Origin of the sequence: Nonomuraea sp. SBT364, from assembly GCF_001083785.1 — a bacterium.
Classification (GTDB): Bacteria; Actinomycetota; Actinomycetes; order Streptosporangiales; family Streptosporangiaceae; genus Nonomuraea.
This window is the reverse complement of sequence record NZ_LAVL01000010.1, coordinates 82,010-103,299: the sequence shown is the minus strand read 5'-3', so window position 1 is coordinate 103,299 and position 21,290 is coordinate 82,010. Positions and strand designations below refer to the sequence as shown.

At 71.5% G+C, this 21,290-nt stretch carries 24 protein-coding genes; 16 read left to right on the top strand and 8 right to left on the bottom strand.

What is annotated here, in order from left to right; all coding sequences use genetic code 11:
• The first annotated feature begins 2 nt into the window (after nucleotides 1–2).
• The gene (gene proC / locus ADY59_RS07750) at nucleotides 3–797 is read left to right on the top strand and encodes a pyrroline-5-carboxylate reductase (protein ID WP_049559488.1); all 795 of its coding nucleotides are present in this window, start codon (nucleotides 3–5) and stop codon (nucleotides 795–797) included.
• A gap of 21 nt (nucleotides 798–818) precedes the next feature.
• Here proC and ADY59_RS07745 read toward each other — a convergent pair whose 3' ends face one another.
• From ADY59_RS07745 to ADY59_RS47430, 4 genes are all read right to left on the bottom strand, one after another.
• Nucleotides 819–1,562, bottom strand: coding sequence for an ABC transporter permease (locus ADY59_RS07745; RefSeq protein ID WP_063780593.1), 744 nt, complete (start codon nucleotides 1,560–1,562; stop codon nucleotides 819–821).
• A complete protein-coding gene (locus tag ADY59_RS07740; protein ID WP_049559483.1) occupies nucleotides 1,559–2,449 on the bottom strand; it encodes an ABC transporter ATP-binding protein in 891 nt (296 codons plus the stop codon). The genes ADY59_RS07745 and ADY59_RS07740 overlap by 4 nt, the downstream gene beginning before the upstream one ends.
• A gap of 79 nt (nucleotides 2,450–2,528) precedes the next feature.
• Nucleotides 2,529–3,197 carry a response regulator gene (locus ADY59_RS07735; RefSeq protein WP_049559479.1) on the bottom strand — a complete coding sequence of 223 codons (669 nt, stop codon included), beginning with the start codon at nucleotides 3,195–3,197 and terminating at the stop codon, nucleotides 2,529–2,531.
• Entirely contained in the window at nucleotides 3,194–4,333 is a 1,140-nt protein-coding gene (locus ADY59_RS47430) for a sensor histidine kinase (protein WP_053174523.1), read from the bottom strand. Before ADY59_RS47430 ends, ADY59_RS07735 begins: the two co-directional genes overlap by 4 nt.
• Before the next feature lie 109 nt (nucleotides 4,334–4,442).
• Here ADY59_RS47430 and ADY59_RS07725 point away from each other — a divergent pair, with 109 nt between their 5' ends.
• The 9 genes from ADY59_RS07725 to ADY59_RS07690 all read left to right on the top strand — a co-directional run bounded on the left by ADY59_RS07725 (nucleotide 4,443) and on the right by ADY59_RS07690 (nucleotide 11,579).
• Nucleotides 4,443–5,606, top strand: coding sequence for an acetoin utilization protein AcuC (locus ADY59_RS07725; RefSeq protein ID WP_049559477.1), 1,164 nt, complete (start codon nucleotides 4,443–4,445; stop codon nucleotides 5,604–5,606).
• Nucleotides 5,607–5,615: 9 nt separating this feature from the next.
• Nucleotides 5,616–6,398 carry a phosphatase gene (locus ADY59_RS07720; RefSeq protein ID WP_049559474.1) on the top strand — a complete coding sequence of 261 codons (783 nt, stop codon included), beginning with the start codon at nucleotides 5,616–5,618 and terminating at the stop codon, nucleotides 6,396–6,398.
• 311 nt (nucleotides 6,399–6,709) lie between these two features.
• On the top strand, nucleotides 6,710–6,913 hold the full coding sequence (locus ADY59_RS07715; RefSeq protein WP_043629748.1) for a helix-turn-helix domain-containing protein: 204 nt from the start codon (nucleotides 6,710–6,712) through the stop codon (nucleotides 6,911–6,913).
• Between the two features lie 178 nt (nucleotides 6,914–7,091).
• The gene (locus ADY59_RS48500; RefSeq protein WP_018654693.1) at nucleotides 7,092–7,190 is read left to right on the top strand and encodes a 30S ribosomal protein bS22; all 99 of its coding nucleotides are present in this window, start codon (nucleotides 7,092–7,094) and stop codon (nucleotides 7,188–7,190) included.
• 22 nt (nucleotides 7,191–7,212) lie between these two features.
• Entirely contained in the window at nucleotides 7,213–8,208 is a 996-nt protein-coding gene (locus tag ADY59_RS07710; RefSeq protein ID WP_049559471.1) for an NAD-dependent epimerase/dehydratase family protein, read from the top strand.
• A complete protein-coding gene (locus ADY59_RS07705; RefSeq protein WP_049559468.1) occupies nucleotides 8,205–9,044 on the top strand; it encodes a lysophospholipid acyltransferase family protein in 840 nt (279 codons plus the stop codon). The genes ADY59_RS07710 and ADY59_RS07705 overlap by 4 nt, the downstream gene beginning before the upstream one ends.
• Before the next feature lie 78 nt (nucleotides 9,045–9,122).
• Nucleotides 9,123–9,917, top strand: coding sequence for an SDR family NAD(P)-dependent oxidoreductase (locus tag ADY59_RS07700; RefSeq protein WP_049559467.1), 795 nt, complete (start codon nucleotides 9,123–9,125; stop codon nucleotides 9,915–9,917).
• 73 nt (nucleotides 9,918–9,990) lie between these two features.
• Complete coding sequence (locus ADY59_RS07695; RefSeq protein ID WP_049559464.1) at nucleotides 9,991–10,575, top strand: RNA polymerase sigma factor; 585 nt, start codon at nucleotides 9,991–9,993, stop codon at nucleotides 10,573–10,575.
• 2 nt (nucleotides 10,576–10,577) lie between these two features.
• Entirely contained in the window at nucleotides 10,578–11,579 is a 1,002-nt protein-coding gene (locus ADY59_RS07690; protein WP_049559462.1) for an LCP family protein, read from the top strand.
• 5 nt (nucleotides 11,580–11,584) lie between these two features.
• Here the strand turns inward: ADY59_RS07690 and ADY59_RS07685 are convergent, their stop codons facing one another.
• The 3 genes from ADY59_RS07685 to ADY59_RS07675 form a co-directional block, all read right to left on the bottom strand.
• The gene (locus tag ADY59_RS07685) at nucleotides 11,585–12,460 is read right to left on the bottom strand and encodes an HAD family hydrolase (RefSeq protein ID WP_049559460.1); all 876 of its coding nucleotides are present in this window, start codon (nucleotides 12,458–12,460) and stop codon (nucleotides 11,585–11,587) included.
• A gap of 10 nt (nucleotides 12,461–12,470) precedes the next feature.
• Nucleotides 12,471–13,169: a DUF5667 domain-containing protein gene (locus ADY59_RS07680; protein WP_156325359.1), complete on the bottom strand. Its 699-nt coding sequence runs from the start codon at nucleotides 13,167–13,169 to the stop codon at nucleotides 12,471–12,473.
• A 71-nt stretch (nucleotides 13,170–13,240) separates the two neighbouring features.
• Nucleotides 13,241–13,879, bottom strand: a complete 639-nt coding sequence (locus tag ADY59_RS07675) for a sigma-70 family RNA polymerase sigma factor (protein WP_049559455.1) — start codon at nucleotides 13,877–13,879, stop codon at nucleotides 13,241–13,243.
• A gap of 178 nt (nucleotides 13,880–14,057) precedes the next feature.
• On the opposite strand from ADY59_RS07675, the gene ADY59_RS07670 reads away from it, so the two are divergent.
• The gene (locus ADY59_RS07670) at nucleotides 14,058–15,530 is read left to right on the top strand and encodes a putative quinol monooxygenase (RefSeq protein WP_049559451.1); all 1,473 of its coding nucleotides are present in this window, start codon (nucleotides 14,058–14,060) and stop codon (nucleotides 15,528–15,530) included.
• Here the strand turns inward: ADY59_RS07670 and ADY59_RS07665 are convergent.
• Nucleotides 15,527–15,763, bottom strand: coding sequence for a glutaredoxin family protein (locus tag ADY59_RS07665; protein ID WP_049559531.1), 237 nt, complete (start codon nucleotides 15,761–15,763; stop codon nucleotides 15,527–15,529). The two genes, ADY59_RS07670 and ADY59_RS07665, sit on opposite strands and share 4 nt — an antisense overlap.
• 124 nt (nucleotides 15,764–15,887) lie before the next feature.
• Here ADY59_RS07665 and ADY59_RS07660 point away from each other — a divergent pair, with 124 nt between their 5' ends.
• From ADY59_RS07660 to hemB, 5 genes are read left to right on the top strand one after another with little or no spacing between them, the layout of a single operon-like run.
• A complete protein-coding gene (locus tag ADY59_RS07660; protein ID WP_197093485.1) occupies nucleotides 15,888–16,565 on the top strand; it encodes a redox-sensing transcriptional repressor Rex in 678 nt (225 codons plus the stop codon).
• Nucleotides 16,562–17,818, top strand: coding sequence for a glutamyl-tRNA reductase (locus tag ADY59_RS07655; RefSeq protein ID WP_049559446.1), 1,257 nt, complete (start codon nucleotides 16,562–16,564; stop codon nucleotides 17,816–17,818). Before ADY59_RS07660 ends, ADY59_RS07655 begins: the two co-directional genes overlap by 4 nt.
• A complete protein-coding gene (gene hemC / locus ADY59_RS07650; RefSeq protein ID WP_049559443.1) occupies nucleotides 17,815–18,735 on the top strand; it encodes a hydroxymethylbilane synthase in 921 nt (306 codons plus the stop codon). Before ADY59_RS07655 ends, hemC begins: the two co-directional genes overlap by 4 nt.
• Complete coding sequence (locus tag ADY59_RS07645; protein WP_049559442.1) at nucleotides 18,732–20,276, top strand: uroporphyrinogen-III synthase; 1,545 nt, start codon at nucleotides 18,732–18,734, stop codon at nucleotides 20,274–20,276. Before hemC ends, ADY59_RS07645 begins: the two co-directional genes overlap by 4 nt.
• A complete protein-coding gene (hemB, locus tag ADY59_RS07640) occupies nucleotides 20,273–21,256 on the top strand; it encodes a porphobilinogen synthase (protein WP_049559439.1) in 984 nt (327 codons plus the stop codon). The genes ADY59_RS07645 and hemB overlap by 4 nt, the downstream gene beginning before the upstream one ends.
• Nucleotides 21,257–21,290 lie beyond the last annotated feature (34 nt).

Here is a 21,290-nt window from a genome sequence, read left to right as displayed (position 1 = left end):
GCATGATTGCGATTCTCGGCACCGGCAAGATGGGCGAGGCGCTGCTGTCCGGGCTGCTGCGGGCGGGGTTCAAGCCCGCCGACGTGCTGGCCACCGTGCGCCGCGCCGAGCGCGCCCAGGCGCTGCGCGAGACCTACGGGGTCCGCACGGTCTCCAACACCGAGGCCGCCAAGTCCGCCGACACGCTGATCCTCGCGGTCAAGCCGCAGGACATGGCGGCGCTGCTGGCCGAGATCGCCCCCTACGTGCCCGCCGACCGGCTGGTGATCACCGCGGCGGCCGGCATCACCACCGCCTTCGTCGAGCAGCGGCTCGGCGTCGAGGTGCCGGTGGTCAGGGTCATGTCCAACACGCCGATCCGCTTCGACGAGGCGATGAGCGTGATCTCGGCGGGCTCGCACGCCGGCGAGGAGCACCTCAAGCTGACCGAAGACCTGCTGAGGCCGGTCGGCAAGGTGCTGCGCATCCCCGAGTCGCAGCAGGACGCCGCCACCGCGCTGTCGGGCAGCGGGCCCGCCTACTTCTTCTACCTGGTCGAGGCCATGGTCGACGCGGGCATCCTGCTCGGCATGCCGCGCGCCGCCGCGCTCGACATGGTCACCCAGTCGATCGTCGGGGCGGCGGTCATGCTGCGCGACTCGGGCGAGCACCCGGTGATCCTGCGCGAGGCCGTCACCTCGCCGGGCGGCACCACCATCTCCGCCATCGCGGAGCTGGAGCGGCACAGCGTGCGCGCCGCCTTCCTGGCCGCCATCGAGGCCGCCCGCGACCGGGGCCGCGAGCTCGCCGCCGGCTGATGGCGCAGGCCGCGACGCCCGCTACGCGTCCCGGCGCCGCATCAGCACGGCCGCCGCGACCAGCGTGACGGCCACCCAGGCGAGATAGACGCCGTAGCCGGACCACGGGCCCAGCGGGTTGCTCGGGTTCGCCGCGACCACCTGCAGCCCCGCGTTCGAGGTGAAGTGGTGGTGCACGGCGCTGCCCCAGGCGCCCGGCAGCATGGACGTGAGCTGCGGCAGCACCAGGATCAGCGCCATCACCGACACGACCGCGCCCGGCGTGTGCCGGACCAGCGCGCCCAGGGCCAGCCCGAACAGCCCGCTCGCCGTCAGATAGAGCGCGGTGCCGAACACCGCCTGCGAGACGCCCGGATCGCCCAGCGTCGTCGTCCCGATGATGAACTGCCCGCCGACCAGGAACGCCGCCACGCTGGAGACCGTCGAGACGATCGCCGTCACCACGGTGAACACCAGGACCTTGGCCGTCAGCAGCCGCAGCCGCTGCGGCACGGCCATGAACGAGCCCCTGATGGAGCCCGTCCGATACTCGCCGGAAATCACCAGCACCCCGAACGTGGCGACCGCGAGCTGCGCGAACAGCGTGCCCGACAGGCTGACCCTCGCGGCCTCCAGCCCCATGGGCGGGTTGCCCTGCGAGTTCACGATCGACACGCCGAGCAGCACGCTGAACCCGATCATCAGCAGCCCGGTGCAGGCCAGGGTCCACACCGTGGAGCGAACCGAGCGGATCTTGGTCCATTCGGACCGGACGATGTCCATCATGACGTGAACTCCAGGCTGTCCTTGGTCAGCTCCATGTACGCGGCCTCCAGCGAAGGCCGCACGAACGTCAGCTCCTCCAGCGGCAGTCCGGCCCGCGCGGTCGCGGTGCCGATCTCCAGCGGCTCCATCCCGGTCACCCGCAGGTGGTCGGGGTGCAGCTCGCCGCCCTTGATCAGCTCGGCGACCTCGGCCAGGCGCGGCGATCGTACGCGCACGTACCCCTGGGAGCTGCGGCCGATGAACTCCTGCACGCTCGTGTCGGCGATCAGCCGCCCCTTGCCGATCACGACCAGGTGGTCGGCGGTCTGGGCCATCTCGCTCATCAGATGGCTGGAGACGAACACCGCGCGCCCGTCGGCGGCCAGCTTGCGCATCAGCGTGCGGATCCACAGGATGCCGTCCGGGTCGAGCCCGTTGACCGGCTCGTCGAACAGCAGGATCTCCGGATCGCCGAGCAGCGCGGCGGCGATGCCGAGGCGCTGCGACATGCCGAGCGAGAAGCCGCCGACACGCCGCTTGGCCACCTGGCTCAGACCGACGAGCTCCAGCACCTCCTCGGCCCGGCTCGCCGGGATCGCGTTGCTCTGCGCGATCGCCAGCAGGTGGTTGCGGGCGCTGCGCCCGCCGTGCACCGCCTTGGCGTCCAGCAGCGCGCCCACCTTGCGCAGCGGGTGCTTCAGCTCCGCGTACGGCTTGCCGTCCACGACGACGCGGCCCCCGGTGGGGTGGTCCAGGCCGAGGATCATGCGCATGGTGGTCGACTTGCCGGCGCCGTTCGGGCCGAGGAACCCGGTCACCTGGCCGGGCTCGACGTCGAACGACAGGTCGGTCACGGCCGCGGTCTTCCCGTACTGTTTGCTCAGGTTTGTTGCCCGAATCGCGGTCATATGTTCAGGATGATCGGCGGAGCGCCGATTCTCTTCCTGCTGCGGGACCGTTCGCCGGCGGCCCGGTAGTACCGTGGTCCTACTCTCCTGGGTTGATCAGGCCCGCCTCGTAGGCGGCGATCACGGCCTGCGCCCGGTCCCTGGCGCCGATCTTGGCGAACACGCTCGTCACGTGGTTCTTCACGGTCGAGGGCGAGACGCCCAGCTCGGCGGCGATCTCCGCGTTGGAGTGCCCGCGCGCGATCAGCACCAGGATCTCCCGCTCCCGGTCGGTCAGCCCGGCCAGCCCGGCCCGGTGCAGGGGCGGCGCGTGCCGCTGCCGCCGTGGCGCCCGCACGTAGGTGCCGATCAGGCGGGTGAGCAGCCGGGGGGCCACGGCCGCCTCCCCCCGGTACACGACCCGTACGCCCTCGACCAGCTCCTCGGGGGAGACGTCCTTCGGCAGGAACCCGTCGGCGCCCGCCCGCAACGCGGCCACCACGTTCTCGTCCAGGTCGAACGTGCTCAGCGCGAGCACCCGCACGCCCGGCAGACGGCCGGTGATCCGCTCGGTGGCGCGTACGCCGTCGAGGCCCGGCATGTGCAGGTCCATCAGCACCACGTCGGGCCTGAGCCGGGCGGCGAGGTCCACCGCCTCGTCCCCGTCGGCGGCCTCGCCCACCACCGTCAGGTCGGGCTGCGCGTCGAGCATCAGCCGGAAGCCCTTGCGCACCAGCGCGTGGTCGTCCACCAGCAACACCGAGATCACTTTTTCTCCAGGGGGATGCGCGCGTGCACGCGGAAACCGCCGCCCAGTCGGGGACCCGTCCATAACTGCCCTCCGCACAGGGCTACCCGCTCGGCCATGCCGCCGAGCCCGAACCCCGCCGCCACCGGGTGCTTGGGTGTGCCGTCGTCGAGCACCTCGACCTCGATCGCCGTTGGATCGTAGACCAGCCGGATGCTGGCCCGCGCGCCCTCCGCGTGCTTGCGGGTGTTGGTCAGCGCCTCCTGGACGATCCGGTAGACGGCGTGGTCGACGGTCGTGGGCAGCGGGACGGGCTCGCCGGTCACGATCAGGCTGGCGGGCAGCCCGGCGGTCCTGACCTCCTCGACCAGCGCGGGCAGCCGGGCGGCGCCCACCCCGGTCGCGGCGTCGGCGCCGCCGCCGTCGTCGGCCCGCAGCACGTCGAGGAGCTGGCGCATCTCCGACAGCGCCTGGCGGGCGCTCTGCTCGGCGCCGGACAGCGCCTCGCGGGTCACCTCCTGGCCCGGCGGCAGCGTGGCCCGGGCGCCGCCCACCAGGGCGTTGATGACGCTCAGGTGGTGGGAGACGACGTCGTGCAGCTCGCGGGCGATCCGCCGCCGCTCGGCCCGCACCGCGCTGTCGGCCGCCTCCTGCTGCGCGCGCTCCCTCAGCTCCGCCCGGACGCGTACGAGCTGCCCCAGCGCCGCCGGGATGGCCACGACGTACGCGCCCGCCAGCCAGAGCCCCAGGGCGTCGGGGCCGGGATCCATCCGGGCCGAGACCTCCAGCGCGGTCCCGTACAGGATCGCGCCCACGGCGGTCGCGCCGGCGGCCGTCCGCCCGCCGGCGTAGCGTCCCACGCCGTAGAAGGCGATCATCGTGACCACGCTGCCGGACGGCCCCAGGCGGCTGATCGCCCCGGTGAGATCCACGGTCAGCACCAGCGCGGCCACGAGCAGCGGGCGGCTGCGCCGCATCAGCAGCGGCAGCGCGCTCGCCAGCAGGATGACGGAGAAGAAGACAGCCCGGCCCTGGGTCAGGTTGGCCGTCGCGCCGATCAGCGCGACCACGACGAGCAGGAGCACGAGGGTGATGTCGAAGACCCGCGGGCGCCGGGAGAATCGCCATGCGGCCTGAACGGGTCGCATCAAGCGCATGTGATGGAGATTACGTCACGAAACCTCCGCACGGCTGGGCGATCCGGCTGGACGGCTGCCGTTGACGCTGCGGTAACGTCACCTCAAGGCGCGGGAAACGGGAGCATGCATGAGCCAGTCGGCACGGGTCATCTGGGACGACGCCCTCACCTCCTACGACTTCGGCCCGGGTCATCCACTGGCTCCCGTCCGGGTGGCGCTCACCATGGAGCTGGCCAGGTCGCTCGGGGTGCTCGACAAGGTGGAGGTGGCCGGCTGCGAGCCTGCCACGGACGACGAGCTGGCGCTGGTGCACGATCCGGGTTACGTCGAGGCGGTCAGGCGGGTCTCCGTGGCCGGGGCGCCCGATCTGTCCATCGGGCTCGGCACCACCGACAACCCGGCGTTCGCGGGCGTGCACGAGGCCTCGGCGCTGATCGCGGGCGCCTCGCTGGCCGCCGCCCGCGCCGTCTGGGAGGGCGCCGCGGAGCACGCGGTCAACGTCGCCGGCGGGCTGCACCACGCGATGCCGGGGGCGGCCAGCGGCTTCTGCGTCTACAACGACCCGGCGCTGGCGATCGCCTGGCTGCTGCGGCAGGGCGCGCGGCGGGTCGCGTACGTGGACGTCGACGTGCACCACGGCGACGGGGTGCAGGCGGCCTTCTACGACGATCCCCGGGTGCTGACGATCAGCCTGCACGAGAGCCCGCTCACGCTGTTCCCCGGCACCGGCGGGCCGGGCGAGACCGGTGCCGGGGGCACCTCGGTCAACGTGGCGCTGCCCGCCGGGTGCGGCGACTCCGGCTGGCTGCGGGCCTTCCACGCGGTGGTGCCGCCGCTGCTGCGCGAGTTCCGGCCGGAGATCCTGGTGACCCAGCACGGCTGCGACAGCCACGCCCTCGACCCGCTCGCCCACCTGATGCTCAGCCTCGACGGCCAGCGGACCGCCTACGAGGCGCTGCACCGGCTGGCGCACGAGACGGCCGGCGGCCGCTGGATCGCCACCGGCGGCGGCGGCTACGAGCTGGTCCAGGTGGTGCCCCGGGCCTGGACGCACCTGATCGCGGAGCTGTCCGGCCACCCGCTCGCCCCCTCCACCCCGACCGGTGAGGCCTGGCAACGGTTCGTGCGGGAACGTACGGGGGAGACGGCCCCGCTCACCATGACAGACGGCCGAAACCCGGAATTTCAGGATATCGCCCATGGTTATGACCCAGCGGACCCCATCGACCGTGCGGTCATGGCGACCCGGCACGCGGTTTTCCCCCTGCACGGCCTCGACCCGATGCCTTAAGGACACGCAGTGCTGACCCGCGACGAACTCCGCGAGCACCTGATCAAGAGCCGCATCGCCGGCGACGTCGCGACCCCGCGCGAGAACAACCTCGATCACTACAGCTCGCTCGCCAACCGCGACCCCTATTACATGCTGGGGCTGACCCTCGAACAGCCGTGGACGTACCGCGACGTGCTCGCCCTGATGGCCAAGGCCGCGGGCGTGGTCGCGGACCCCGGGCACCGCTGGGGCCAGGACACGATCGACCCCGAGCGGACCATCGACGCCCTCGACGCCATGGCCGACCGCATCGCCGCGACGCTCTCGCAGGAGAGCCCCCGGGTGCTGTTCGCCACCGGGCATCCGACCGGGCTGCTCGCCGTGCACCTGCCGCTGGCCAGGCTCGCCGCCGAGCGCGGCGCCGTGCTGCTGGCGCCCGCCGAGGGCTGGACGTACTCCGGGTCCGGGTTCGGGCGGCCGCGCCGCATCCGCTATCTGGGCGACGTGGCGATGCTCGACGACAAGGGCGCCTTCGTGCACACCCACGACGCCGCGCCGATGGAGCACATGCTGGCCGAGCTCGGCGAGGATCGGCCCGACCTGGTTATCGCCGACCACGGGTGGGCAGGGGCAGCGGGAGAGGCGGGAGTGCCTACTGTGGCTTTCGCCGACAGCAACGATCCCGGGCTCTTCGCCGGAGAGGCCGAGGGCAAGATCGATGTGGTGGTGCCGCTTGACGACAATGTGCTACCGCGCTACTACGCGCCGTTGACCGAACGTCTCGTCACTCGAGTCTCACGAGCCCTATGAGTCGAAAACGGTCATCCCCATACCGTCTTTTCGCGCCTGCATTCCCAGAGGCTCGCCGTCCCTTTGCCAACTTTTGATGAGGCCTGGGCGACTCTTATAGGTGACAAATTGGACAGTTCCAAGTCCGATTGAGGTGCTCGGTGCGATGGCTGGCCAGCGACTTTACGGGTTCGGCTGACAGACGGCTTCGGGAACTGAGAAACTAGGGGGTTTGCGTGCTCGGAGTCCCGACTTACGCTGACGGCAGTACACGTGCGTGAGCAATGGCACCAGTGGGGATAACCCGGAAACACGTGCGGAAGAGGCGTCCGATGGCTGCAGGCGAAAGACCTCTCAGCGAGGTGAAGTTCCTGACGGTGGCCGAGGTGGCCACGGTCATGCGAGTGTCGAAGATGACCGTCTACCGGCTGGTGCACTCAGGGGAGTTGCCGGCCATCCGGGTCGGCCGCTCGTTCAGAGTGCCCGAGCAGGCGGTGCACGATTATCTTCGCGAAGCCTACATCGAAGCAGGGTGAGACAGGCGTAGCGGCGCGCCGGGCGTGCCGTGAATACGGTCGCGGGAGAGGCCCGGTCGCCGGTTGCGGGGCCGGGCCCTCACCCCCGAGGGGCGATCCACCGCCGATCGCCGGTAGTCTGTCACCCGGTGTGCGCTCGCACATCGATTCAGACTTGCTATCAGTACCTGGGGGTCCCGTGGGCTCTGTGATCAAGAAGCGCCGCAAGCGGATGGCCAAGAAGAAGCACCGCAAGCTGCTCAAAAAGACGCGCATCCAGCGGCGTAACAAGAAGTAGACGACGCAGCTGCGAGGCGCTGATGACCCACACCGTGCTCGTCACCGGGGTCTCGCGCCACATCGGCGCCCGGGTGGCGAGTGTTCTCGCGGCGGACCCGGACATCAGCCGCGTCATCGGAGTGGACACCGTGCCGCCCCCCTCGCTGACCCGAGGCGGCGGCGTCACACTCGGCCGGACCGAGTTCGTCCGGGTCGATCTGCGCAGCCCCGACATCGCTCAGGTGATCGCGGCCGCCGACATCGACACCGTTGTGCACATGAGCCTGGTGAGCGCTCCCTCGCGGAGCACCGGCCGGGCGGCCATGAAAGAGCACAACGTCATAGGCACCATGCAGTTGCTCGGCGCCTGCCAGCGGTCGGCGACGGTGCGCCGCGTGGTCGTCCGCTCCACCACGGCCGTCTACGGTTCCTCTCCCAGGGACCCGGCGGTCTTCACCGAGGACCTGGAGCCGCCCGACGGCCCCAGCCACGGTTATGCGAAGGACGCGGTCGAGGTCGAGGGTTACGTGCGGGGTTTCGCGCGCCGCCGTCCCGACGTCACCGTTTCGCTGCTGCGCTTCGCCAACTTCATGGGGTCGGGCGTCGACTCGCCGCTCACCCGCTACTTCACCCAGCCGGTGCTGCCGACCGTGTTCGGCTTCGACCCGCGGCTGCAGTTCGTCCACGAGGACGACGCGGTCGAGGTGCTGCGCCGGATGGCGACCGAAGATCACCCCGGCACGTACAACGTGGCCGGGGCGGGCGTGTTGCTGCTGTCGCAGTGCGTGCGCCGGGCCGGGCGGCTCTCGCTGCCCCTGCCGTCGCCCGCCTTCCGGCTCCTGGGCACCGCGGTGCGCCGGGCCGGGCTGGTCGACTACTCGCCCGAGCAACTGCGGCTGATGAGCCACGGGCGGGCCGTCGACATCGGCGACCTGGAGGCCGAGCTGGGCTGGAAGCCCAAGTTCAGCACCGGGGCGGCGTTCGACGACTTCCTGCGCTCGCGCGGGCTGCGGCCGCTCGGAGGTGGGCGCACGTGAGCGGTGACCCCGCCGCCGAGCTGCTGGCCTTCCTGCGCAGACGGCTCACCGGCGACTACGAGGTGGACGAGTTCGGCTACGACGCCGAGCTCACCGACAAGGTGCTGCTGGAGCTGCTCCGGCCGGTCTACCACCACTGGTTCCGCGTCGAGACCGCCGAGCTGAAGCACATCCCCGACGAAGGCGGCGCCCTCGTCGTCGCCAACCATGCCGGCACGCTGCCGGTCGACGCGCTGATGATGCAGGTGGCGCTGCACGACGAGGCGGGCCGGGCGCTGCGGCTGCTCGGCGCCGACCTGGTCTACCAGCTCCCGCTGCTCGGCCACTTGTCGCGCAAGACCGGGCACACGCTGGCCTGCCGCGAGGACGCCGACCGGCTGCTGCGCAAGGGCGAGCTGGTCGGGGTGTTCCCCGAGGGCTTCAAGGGCGTCGGCAAGCCGTTCTCCGAGCGCTACAAGCTGCAGCGCTTCGGCCGCGGCGGCTTCGTCGCCTCGGCGATCCGCGCCGGGGTGCCGATCGTGCCGACCGCGATCGTGGGCTCCGAGGAGATCTACCCGAAGATCGGCGATCTGCCCTCCCTGGCCCGGCTGCTCGGGCTGCCCTACCTGCCGATCACGCCGTTCTTCCCGCTGCTCGGGCCGCTCGGGCTGGTGCCGCTGCCGTCCAAGTGGATGATCGAGTTCGGCGAGCCGATCCGCACCGACGAGTACGAGCCGGGCGCGGCCGACGATCCGATGCTCGTCTTCAACCTGACCGACCACGTCCGCGAGGTCATCCAGCAGCTGCTCGACCAGCTCAGGCTGCGCCGCGGACACGCGTTCCCGCCGTTGCTGTAGAAGTCGCCGTAGAGAGCGCAACCGTTCCGGCCCGGCCGGTGTTCTTACCCCCGATAGAGAACACCGAAGGGACCTCTCATGGATCTGCAGCTTTCCGGCCGCGTCGCCGTCGTCACGGGCGCCACCAAGGGCATCGGCCTGGCCGTGGCCCACACCCTGGCCGAGGAGGGGGCGCACGTCGTGGCCGTCTCCCGCACCCGCGGCGACGCGCTGCCCGGCAACGCCGTGCACGTTCCCGTCGACCTGATGGACCCGGCCGCTCCCGCCGAGGTCGTGGCGCGGGCCGTCGAGCAGTTCGGCGGCGTGGACATCCTGGTCAACAACGCCGGCGGGCCGCCGCCCGGCGTGTCGCTGCCGCGCGTCGGCTTCCTGACGCCGGACGACGGCGACTGGCTGGCGATGTTCGAGTTCAACCTGTTCGCGGCCGTCCGCATGATCCGCGCCGCGCTGCCGGTCATGCTGGAGCGCGGCGGCGGCGCCATCGTCAACGTCTCCTCCGGCTCCGCCCGGCAGCCCGGCGCGATGAACGTCGACTACGGCGCCGCCAAGTCGGCCATGAACCACGTGAGCAAGGCGCTCTCGGAGGAGTACGGGCCGCAGGGCGTCCGGGTGAACACCGTCTCGCCCGGCCCGGTGCTGACCGACTGGTGGACCAAGGACGGCGGCGCCGCCGACGTCATCGCCGGGTTCGTCGGCGCCGACAAGGGCAGCGTGATCACCAAGGCGGCGCCCGAGATGATGCGCCTGGTCACCGGCCGCCTGGTGCACCCGCAGGAGGTCGCCGACGCGGTGGCGCTGCTGGCCTCGCCGCGCTCCGCCAGCACCACGGGCGCCGACTTCGCCGTCGACGGCGGCTTCCTCAAGGAGCTGTGATCCCGGCCGCGTGAACCCTGGCGGCGGGTTGTGGCGAGATATCTTCGACCGATTCCCGCGCAGAAGGGCGGAGATGATCACACAACCCGCCGCCGTCAGGGGTGCGGACGCCGAGCTGATCAACGCTTCCTGGACGGAACCCGAGGCGTTCGCCGATCTGTTCGACCGCTACTCCGCCATGCTCTACCGGTACGTCTCCCGGCGTCTCGGCCCCGAGCCCGCCGAGGACATCGTCGGTGAGACGTTCCTGGTGGCCTTCTCCCGCCGCAAGAGCTACGACCTGAGCTTTCCCGACGCCAGGCCGTGGCTCTTCGGCATTCTCACCAAGCTCATCTCCCGCCACCACCGCACCGAGGCCGCCCGCTACCGGGCCCTGCAGCGCGTCGCCGCCGACCGGGACGTGGAGTCGCCCGCCGACCGGGTGGCCGCCGGCGTGAGCGCGCAGGCGGCCGGTCCCGGCCTCGCCAGCGCGCTGGCCGCGCTGCCCGCCAAGGACCGCGACGTGCTGCTGCTCATCGCCTGGGGCGACCTGACGTACGAGGAGGCCGCGCGGGCGCTCGGCATCCCGATCGGCACCGTGCGCTCCCGCCTCAACAGGGGCAGGCGGAAGGTCCGCGCGGCGCTCGGCGACACCAATCCGCTGCTGGGGGAGGAGTGACGATGGACGACCTGAAGACGCTGCGCGACTTCGGCAGGCAACTGGAGCACGAGCCGCCCCCCACGCTGGTCCGGCAGCGCGAGCGGCTGCTGCGGGCCGGGGCGAGCGGGCCGGGGCGCCGCAGGCTCGGCTGGATGATGGCGGGGCTGGTGGCCGTGACCACCGCGCTCGCGGTGGCCGTGCCGGCGCTGCTGGTCGGCGGGGTCGACACGGCGGGCGTCGGCGTCCCGGCGGAGCCGCGCCCGGCGAAGGTGACCGGCGCGCTCAACGTGCTGCTGGTCGGCACCGACAGCCAGGCGGGCAGCGAGCGCTTCCGCAACGGGGCGCGCACCGACACGATGATGCTCGTGCACCTGTCCGCCGACCACAAGAACGTCAAGGCCGTCAGCATCCCCCGCGACTCGATGGTCAAGATCCCGCGGTGCGGCGGCGAGCCGGCGCGGCGGGCGCTGATCAACTCGGCCTACGACACCGGCGGGATGGCCTGCGCGGTCAAGACCGTCGAGAGCCTGACCGAGGTGCGCGTCGACCACACCGTCGAGGTGGACTTCGCCGGGTTCGCCGCCCTGGTGGACGCGCTCGGCGGCGTCGAGGTCAAGCTGCCGGCGGCGGTGGACGACCAGGCCGCCAAGCTGCGGCTGCCGGCGGGGCGGCAGGTGCTCACGGGTGAGCAGGCGATGGGCTACATGCGGCTGCGCCGCGTCGGCGACGGCTCCGACATCGCGCGCATCAAGCGCCAGCACGGAGTCGTGATGGCGATGCTGAGGAAGGCGAAGAGCGAGCTGACCGACCCCGTCAAGCTTCGGGAGTTCCTGACCACGGCGGCCCGGACGATCAGGACGGACGCGGAGCTGGACGTGGAGACGATGATCGAGCTGGCCGTCGTGGTGCGGGACACCGAGGTGTCCATCGTCACGGTCCCGTGGCGCCCCCACCCGGACGACCCGACCCGGGTGCAATGGGTCCAGCCGACGGCCGACCGGCTGTTCGCCCAGCTCCGGTAGGCGGATCAGCGGGAGGCGCGGTAGTGCCGGCGCAGGGCGAGCCCGGCGGCCACGCCTCCCGCGACGGCGCCGACGCCGGCGGCGATCGGCAGGGCCGTCATGGTGGCCTTGCGGCCGGTGCGGAAGTCCTTGATCGGCCAGTCGTGCTTCCTGGCGTGCTCGCGCAGCTCGCTGTCGGGGTTGATGGCCACCGCCTGGCCGACCAGCGACAGCATCGGCAGGTCGTTGGCGGAGTCGCTGTAGGCGGTGCACCGGGTCAGGTCGAGCCCTTCGCGGCGGGCCAGCGCGCGCACCGCCTCGGCCTTGGCCGGGCCGTGCAGCAGGTCGCCGACCAGGCGGCCGGTGTAGACGCCCTCGCTGGTCTCCGCCACGGTGCCGAGCGCGCCGGTCAGGCCCAGCCGCTGGGCGATCACCCGGGCCAGCTCGATCGGCGTGGCGGTCACCAGCCACACGCGCTGCCCCTGGTCGAGGTGGCTCTGCGCGAGCGCCCTGGTGCCGCCCCAGATGCGGTCGGCCATGACCTCGTCGTAGATCTCCTCGCCGAGCCGGACGACGTCGTCGACCTTGGCCCCGGCCACGAAAGCCAGCGCGGTCTCGCGGGCGACCGCGATGTGCTCGGGGTTCTCGTTGCCGCGCATCCGGAAGACGGCCTGCCCGACGGCGAACTTGAACAGGTCGGAGGTGTTGAACATGCCCCGCGTCGCCAGCCCTCTGGCGAAGTGGTAGATGGACGCGCCGCGCATCATCGTGTTGTCGACGTCGAAGAAGGCCGCCGCCTGGAGGTCGGGCTCGGCCGGAGGCACCACGACGGCGGCCGCCGCCGCGGCCTCACCGGCGATCTCCGCCTCGACCTCGTGTCGTCGTCGGATTAGGCGCCACATGGGCCTCAGCTTACCTAGGCGCGACGAGCCCCTCGATGTAGTCCAGGTAGCCGACCGCCTGGTCCTGCTGCGGGCCGTCGAGCCGCTCCAGCATCGGCCCGACCATGTTCCGCTGGTCCTCGGCGAACTTGTCGATCTTCGGAGAGCGCGGCTCGGCGCGGCGGAGCCTGCTGATGCCCGCCCGGGTCGACCGCTCCATGTCCTTCAGCGTCTTGCCGACCAGGGGGCCGCCCTCGGACGAGCCGAGGAGCTGGGCGACCTCCTCGGCGCGTGTCTTGGCCGACACCAGCTCGCGCTCGCCCCGTACGACGTCGTCGGTGCTGAGACGGACCAGCGTGCTCTCCGCGGCCCGCTTGAGCGGGTAGAGGGCGTCGCCGGGCACCGACTGGTACGTCACGACGGCGGACAGCATCATCGCGGTCACGAGCCCGAACGAGACCAGCGCGGAGGCGGGCGAGCGCCGCCGGGCGCGCGTTCTGCGGTGCGAGGGGCGGTTGGCGGCCCGGTTGCCGCCGCGGGCCCGGTTGCCGGAACGGCTCCCGGCGCGGTGCGGGGAGCGGGCCGGCGCGGCGACGGCGGCGCGGGCGGCGGCGAGCTCGTCGCGCAGGCGCTCACGGAAGGCCGGGTCCGGGCCGCCGCCCAGCGGGCGTCCGGACAGCTCGGTGAGGTGCTCCAGCACACGCTCCTGCGATCTGCGCGCCCTACTCATGGCGGCCCCCTGACGCCCCCGCGGCTCGGTCCTGTGGTGATACCTGCCTAACGACGTTCCGTGGCGGGAGGTTACGCAAGGTCGTGTTTGAGCGCCCTGGCCAGCGCCCGGATGGCACGGAACTGCAGCGCTTTGATCGCTCCACTCTTCTTCCCCATGATCAGCGCGGTTTCCGCGAGCGACAGGCCGTGCAGGAATCGCAGGACGACGCACTCCTGCTGTTCGGGGTTGAGGTCCCGGACGGCGTGTAGCACCCGGTCGTTGATGATGGCCGTGACCACGGCGTTCTCGGGGATGTGCGACCCGTCGAGCGGGACGTCGAGTATCTCGCCGGTCGGGACCTCCAGTCGGTAGCGTCCGGACTTGAAGTGGTCGGTCACCAGGTTTCTGGCGATGGTCACCAGCCAGGCGCCGAAGTCGCGGCCCTGCCAGGTGAAGTCCGCGATGCGCCGCAGCGCCCGCAGGAAGGTCTCGCTGGTCAGATCCTCGGCCAGCGGATGGGAGCCGACCCGGAAGTAGATGTAGCGATAGACCAGATCCACGTAGCGGTCGTAGAGCGTGCCAAAGGCGTCCGAGTCGCCGGTCTTGGCGTGCAGGACGAGGGTGCGCAGGTCGTCGGAGAGCTCTTCGCGCACGGCAGGCTCGGTCGCCGGGGCGGGGCCAGCGACTGCTGGCGCGAGCAGCCCGGCGAACGGCCACGAGTCAGGCATCCGGTATCCCTAGGGCGAAGGGGTGCGGCGTGCTCGAACACTCTAGAAATCAACCGGAAATTCCACAATCCGCTTCCCGCTGGTAAGAATCCCCGCAATCGGCAGATACGGTGTGGACCGACCCGTTCCCTCTTCGGCTACCGGTTGAGAGGCGTAGTCCGGCAGCATTGGAGTCACCATGGAGATCCTCGTTGCTGTCATCGCCTTCGCCGGAGCGCTTCTGGCAGGGATCGCCACCGGCGCCCTGGTCACCCGATTGCGTGAGGAGCCCGAGGGCTGGCTGATCGCCTGGACCGTTGCAGCCCCGGCGCTCTGCCTCGCGCTGGGCGTGGCCGGGTTCGGCCACCTCATGGGGTTCGGCGCCCTCACGTTCAAGCTCGTCCAGATCGCCGGATCACTGCTGGCGCCGCTCTGGCTGGCGATCGGGCTGATCCAGCTCCTGTCGGAGAAGGTGCCGCCGAAGTTCCTCGGCTGGCTGTTCGGCATCGCCTACACGATCGTCGCCACGGTCATCATGCTCGTCGACCCGCTCGTCAGCGAGGAGATGGGCAAGTCGCTGCCCCCCGCGTCCGCGCACTGGGCGCTCATCCCGTCGTCGCTGCTGACCGGCGTGCACGCCATCGCCGGGCTGATCATGCTGGTGGCCGTGGTGGTGGCCGCGCTGCGCTGGCGCAACGGCGACGAGTACGACACCGACAACCTGCACGCCACGCTCGTCATCGCGCCGTCGGGGCTGGCGCTCATGGGCGCGATGCAGTTCAAGGTGCCCGCCGTCTTCACCGTCGTGCTGCTCATCGTCGCCGCGGCGGCCATCTGGTACGCCGTGCTCCGCCCGCTCGCCCCGTACGAGGACGACGACGAGGACGAGCCCGTGCCGGCGGCGAGCAGGCGCGAGGAGCGGGCGGCGGGACGCCGCGACGACCGGCCGGTGGCCGGGCACCGGCAGGAGCCGGTGGGCCATCGGGAGGCGCCGGAGCCGATCGCCGAGCCGGCCCGGCCGCGCAAGTCCGGGCTGGGCGACCTGGTCGCCGAATACCGGGCCAACGACGAGGTCGACTACGCCGCCCGCATGTCACCGCCGCCCGACGCGGGCCCGTCGACCGGTTACATCATGAACGGCGAGCGGCCCGACTACGGCATGCCCGTCACCGGCGAGCGGCCCGACCTCTCGATGCCGTCCACCGGCTCGATGCCGGCCACCGGCGCCGTCTACCCGGGCGCCGAGCTGTTCTCGCCGCGCGGCCGCCGCCAGGCCGCCCAGCCCGGCCCGCAGCCGACCCCGCACTCGGCCCCGCAGGCCGCCGTCGGATCGGCCAAGCTGTCGCCGAACATCTACGGCATGCTCACCGTCTTCACGCTCATGGACGGCTCGGGCGCGGCCTTCGACCGGCTCGCCGAGCAGACCGTCGAGGCGGTGCGCCGGGGCGAGCCCGACACGCTCGTCTACGCCTGCCACGCGGTGAAGTCGGCGCCGCTGCAGCGCATCGTCTACGAGCTCTACCGCGACGAGGTGGCCTACCGCGACCACCAGCGGCAGCCGCACGTCGAGAGGTTCATCAGCGACCGGCAGTCCATGGTGCTGGCCACCAACATCATCGAGCTCAACGTCCAGGCGGCCAAGGTCGTGCCGCTGCCGACCGCGATGTTCTAACCCGCCAGGGCCGCACGCAGGCGGTCCTCGGACACGCGCCAGAAGTCGTGCTGCTCCCCGTCGATCAACGTGACCGGGATCATCTCCCAGTAGCGTTCGCGCAGCTCGTCGGAGGAGTCGATGCTCACTTCCTCCCACGGCACGCCCAGCTCGCCCGCCACGCGGGCGATGATCTCGCGCGCGTCGTCACACAGGTGGCAGCCGGGCTTCCCGAGCAGCGTGATGCGGTGCATGGCCTCCAAGGTAGCGCTCCCTGGAAGGTGACTTTGTGCATCGGTTCACAAAAGGATTAACCTGAAAGACGGTTCCATTCCACTCACGCGGCCCACGGCCGCCTTTCCCCTGGAGCTCCGGCACGTGAAGAGCCCGTCCCACCCCCGTGATCGCGGCATCCCCGAGGCAACCGTCGCCCGGCTGCCGCTCTACCTGCGGGCGTTGCACGGGATGGCCGAGCGCGGGGTGGCGACCGTGAGCTCCGAGGATCTCGCCGTGGCCGCCGGCGTCAACTCGGCCAAACTTCGCAAGGACCTGTCACACCTGGGCTCCTACGGCACCCGCGGCGTCGGCTACGACGTCGAGTACCTCGTCTACCAGATCTCCCGTGAGCTCGGTCTCACCCAGGACTGGGCCGTGGCCATCGTCGGAGTCGGTAACCTGGGCCGCGCGCTCGCCGGTTACGGCGGTTTCGTGTCCCGGGGATTCCGCATCGCGGCCGTCTTCGACGCCGACCCCGAAGTCGTGGGCGACGACATAGCGGGGTTGAATGTGGAGCACATCGACGAACTGGAAGCCGTGATCGAACGGCGTGGAGTCTCGATCGTGGTTCTGGCGACACCGGCGGCGGCGGCACAGGAAGTATGCGATCGTGTGGTGGCCGCCGGGGTGACCAGCATCCTCAACTTCGCCCCGGTCGTGCTCACCGTTCCGGACGGCGTCGATGTCCGTAAAGTCGACCTATCCATCGAACTGCAGATCCTTGCGTTCCATGAGCAACGCAAAGCTGGGGGGCCACTCATGGCAGTGGACAGTCAATGAGTGTTCTGGCGATCGGACTCAGCCACCGGACGGCTCCGGTGGCCCTGCTGGAGCGCGTCTCGGTGACGGGCGACGCGCTCGTGAAGCTCCTGCACGACGTCCAGCAGGACGCCTGCGTCGCCGAGGCCTTCGTGGTCTCGACCTGCAACCGGGTCGAGGTCTACGTCGCCGTCGACCGCTTCCACGCCGCCGTCAACGCCGTCACCGGGCTGCTCAGCCTCCACTCGGGCGTGCCCGTCGACGAGCTGACCCCGCACCTCTACGTGCACTACGAGGAGCGGGCCGTCGAGCATCTGTTCTCGCTGGTGTGCGGCCTCGACTCGATGGTCGTGGGCGAGGGCCAGATCCTCGGCCAGGTCCGGCGGGCGCTCAAGCTGGCGCAGAAGCAGGGCACGGTCGGCGCGACCCTCAACGAGCTGGCCCAGCAGGCGCTGCGCGTGGGCAAGCGCGCCCACACCGACACCGGCATCGACCAGGCGGGCGCCTCCCTGGTGACGGCCGGTCTGGCGCTGGCGGGCGAGCTGACCGGCCTGCGCGCCCTGGTGGTCGGCGCGGGCTCGATGAGCTCGCTGGCCGCCGCCACGCTGGCGCGCGCCGGAGTCACCGACATCGTGATCGCCAACCGTACGTTCTCGCGCGGCGCGCGGCTGGCCGAGACCGTCGGCGGCCGGGCGGTGGAGTTCGCGGCGGTCTCCCGCGAACTGGCCGAGGCCGACCTGGTGATCACCTGCACCGGCGCCGGCAAGCACGTGATCACCGCGGACATGGTGACGCGCGGCGCGTTCCTGCTGGACCTGGCGCTGCCGCACGACATCGACCCGGCCGTGCGCGCCGTCCCCGGCGTGACGCTGGTCGACCTGGAGGCGATCCGCGAGTCCGGCATCGGCTCGCAGGAGGGCGACGCGGTCAGGTCCGTGCGCGCGCTCGTCGCCGAGGAGCTGACGGCCTACCTGGACGCCGAACGGGCCGCCAGGGTGACCCCCACCGTGGTGGCGCTGCGCAGCAAGGCCGCCGGCGTGGTCGAGTCCGAGCTGGGGCGCCTGATGATGCGGGTGCCGGAGCTGGACGGCAGAATCAAGGACGAGGTGACGCTCACCGTGCAACGGGTCGTTGACAAACTGCTTCACGAGCCCACCGTGCGTGTCAAGCGGCTCGCCACCTCGCCCGGAGGCGATCATTATGCCGAGGCGCTGCGCGAGCTGTTCGACCTGGATCCGAAGATGCCCGAGGCCGTGAGGGAGGTGGAGCTGTGACTCCGCGCACGGAGCCGCTGCGGCTCGGCACGAGACGCAGCCTGATGGCGACCACCCAGTCCCAGATGGTCGCCGACTCCTACACCGAGCGCACCGGCCGGGCGATCGAGCTGGTCGGCGTCACCACGTTCGGCGACGTGAGCAAGGCACACCTGGCCACGCTCGGCGGCACCGGCGTGTTCGTCAGCGCGCTGCGCGACAAGCTGATCGAGGGCGAGGTCGACTTCGCCGTCCACTCGCTGAAGGACCTGCCCACCAAGCCCGACCCGCGCATCGCGCTGGCCGCGCTACCCACCCGTCACGACCACCGCGACGCGCTGGTCGGCCGGCGGGCCTTCGCCGAACTCCCGGCCGGCGCCAAGGTCGGCACCGGCTCGCCGCGCCGCGTCGCCATGCTCCGGGCCATGCGCCCCGATCTGGAGTACGTGGCCATCCGCGGCAACGCCGACACCCGGATCGGCAAGGTCACCTCGGGCGAGCTCGACGCCGTCGTGCTGGCCTCGGCCGGCCTCACCAGGATCGGCCGGACCGCCGAGATCGCCCAGATCTTCGAGGTCGAGGAGCTGCTCCCGGCCCCCGGTCAGGGCTCGCTGGCCGTGGAGTGCCTGGCCGACCGCGACGACCTGGTCGCCTTCCTGGGGCAGCTCGACGACCCGCGGACCCGCTCCGCCGTGGCCGCCGAGCGGTCCGTGCTGGCCGCGCTGGAGGCCGGCTGCTCGGCGCCCGTGGGTGCGTTCGCGCTCGATGACGGGCACACTCTGAACCTGACCGCCGCGGTCGTCGCCATCGACGGCGCCCTCGCGGTACGCAAGTCCACCGCCGGCTCTCCTTCGGAGGCGGAAGATCTGGGCCGCCGGCTAGCGGCCGAGATGCTTCACGAAGGGGCCGACAGATTGATGGGGGAGCATTCCCATTGAGCTCCGATAGCCCGACCTCCGGTTTCGTCGCGTTCGTGGGCGCCGGGCCCGGCGACCCGAACCTTCTCACGCTCCGCGGCGCCGAGCTGCTGGGCAAGGCCGACGTCGTGATCCTCGACGAGGACCTGCACGGCCCGCTGCTGAAGCACTGCCGTCCCGGTGTGGAAGTCGCCGCGAACGACCTCGTCAAGCACGCCCAGTCCGGCCGGCTCGTGGTGCGGCTCTGCGAGGGCGACCCGATGCTGTTCTCCTCGATCACCGAGGAGGCCGCGGCGTGCGCCGCGGCGGAGGTGGACTTCGAGATCGTGCCCGGTGTGCCGCCCGCGACCGCCGTCCTCGGCTACGCGGGCATCCCGCCGGCGTCGTCGGTGCCCGAGTTCCGGGTCGTCGACGCCGCCCAGGACCAGGACTGGTCCTCCCACGCGGCCTGTCCCGGCACGCTGGTGATCTACAACGGCATCACCGAGGCCGTCGCGATCGGCAAGGCGCTGATCGCCGGCGGCAAGCCCGACGGCACCCCGGTGGCGGTCAGCAGCGGCGGCACCACCACCGAGCAGTACACGGTGGTCTCCACGCTCGGCAGGCTGCACGCAGACCTCAAGCACGCCGGCTTCACCGAGCCCGCGCTGATCGTCGTCGGCGAGGCCGTGGGGCTGCGCGACAAGCTGTCGTGGTTCGAGACCAAGCCGCTGTTCGGCTGGCGGGTGCTGGTGCCGCGCACCAAGGAGCAGTCCAAGAGCCTGTCGGAGCAGCTCACCTCCTACGGCGCGGTGCCGGAGGAGGTGCCGACCATCTCGGTCGAGCCGCCGCGCACCCCGCAGCAGATGGACCGCGCCATCAAGGGCCTGGTCACCGGCCGCTACGAGTGGGTGGCCTTCACCAGCGCCAACGCGGTCAAGGCGGTGCGCGAGAAGTTCGAGGAGTACGGCCTCGACGCGCGTGCGTTCGCCGGGCTCAAGGTGGCCGCCGTGGGCGACGCCACCGCGCGGGCGCTGGTCGAGTTCGGCGTCAAGCCGGACCTCCTGCCCTCGGACGAGCAGTCGTCGGAGGGCCTGGTGGCCGAGTGGCCGCCCTACGACTCGATGCTCGACCCGATCAACCGGGTGCTGCTGCCGCGCGCCGACATCTCCACCGACACGCTCGTGGCCGGGCTGACCGAGCTGGGCTGGGAGTGCGACGACGTCACCGCCTACCGCACCGTGCGGGCCGCTCCGCCGCCCGCGCCGATCCGCGAGGCCATCAAGGGCGGCGGGTTCGACGCGGTGCTGTTCACCTCGTCCTCGACGGTGCGCAACCTGGTGGGCATCGCGGGCAAGCCGCACAACGTCACCGTGATCGCCGTCATCGGGCCGCAGACCGCCAAGACGGCCGAGGAGTTCGGGCTGCGCGTCGACGTGATGGCCGACAGGGCGTCCGCGTCGGCGCTGGCGTCCGCGCTCGCCGAGTACGGCGCCAAGCAGCGCCAGGCCGCGCTGGCCGCCGGTGACACGCCGCGCAGGCCGTCGCAGAACCGCCGAGGAGCCAGGAGGAGAGCCAAGTGAGTGCCGAGTTCCCCGTCGCCCGGCCGCGGCGCCTGCGCCGCTCGGCCGCGCTGCGCCGGATGGTGTCCGGCACCCGGCTGCACCCGGCCGACCTGATCCTGCCGCTGTTCGTCAAGGAGGGCATCACCGAGCCGAACCCGGTCGCCTCGATGCCCGGTGTCCTCCAGCACACCCGCGACTCGCTGCGCAAGGCCGCCCACGAGGCCGCCGAGGCCGGGGTCGGCGGCCTCATCCTGTTCGGCATCCCGGCCGTCAAGGACGCGCGCGGCTCGGCCGCCGACGACCCCGACGGCATCCTGCAGGTGGCGCTGCGCGAGGTGAGCTCCGAGGTGGGCGACGCCATCGTGGTGATGGCCGACACCTGCCTGGACGAGTTCACCGACAACGGGCACTGCGGCATCCTCACCGCCTCCGGTGACGTGGACAACGACCTCACGCTGGAGCGTTACGCCTCGATCGCGGTCGCGCAGGCCAGGGCCGGCTCCCAGGTCGTGGCGCCGAGCGGGATGATGGACGGCCAGGTGGGCGTGATCCGGGCGGCGCTCGACGCCGAGGGGTTCTCCGCCGTGCCGATCCTCGCCTACTCCGTCAAGTACGCCTCCGCCTTCTACGGGCCCTTCCGCGACGCCGCCGAGTGCGCGCCGCAGTTCGGCGACCGCAGCACCCACCAGCAGGACCCGGCCGGGCCGCTGGAGGAGGCGCTGCGCGAGGTCCGGCTCGACCTGGCCGAAGGCGCCGACGCCGTCATGGTCAAGCCCGCGCTGGCCTACCTCGACGTCATCAGGCGCGTCCGCGACGAGGTGGACGTGCCCGTGGCCGCCTACCAGGTGAGCGGCGAGTACGCGATGATCGAGGCCGCCGCCGCCAACGGGTGGGTCGACCGGGAGCGCATGATCATGGAGTCGCTGGTCTCCATCAAGCGCGCGGGCGCCGACCTGATCCTCACCTACTGGGCGACCGAGGTGGCGCGCCGCCTCTAACAGGGGGTTTCCCGCCGAGTCCTGAGACCTGTGC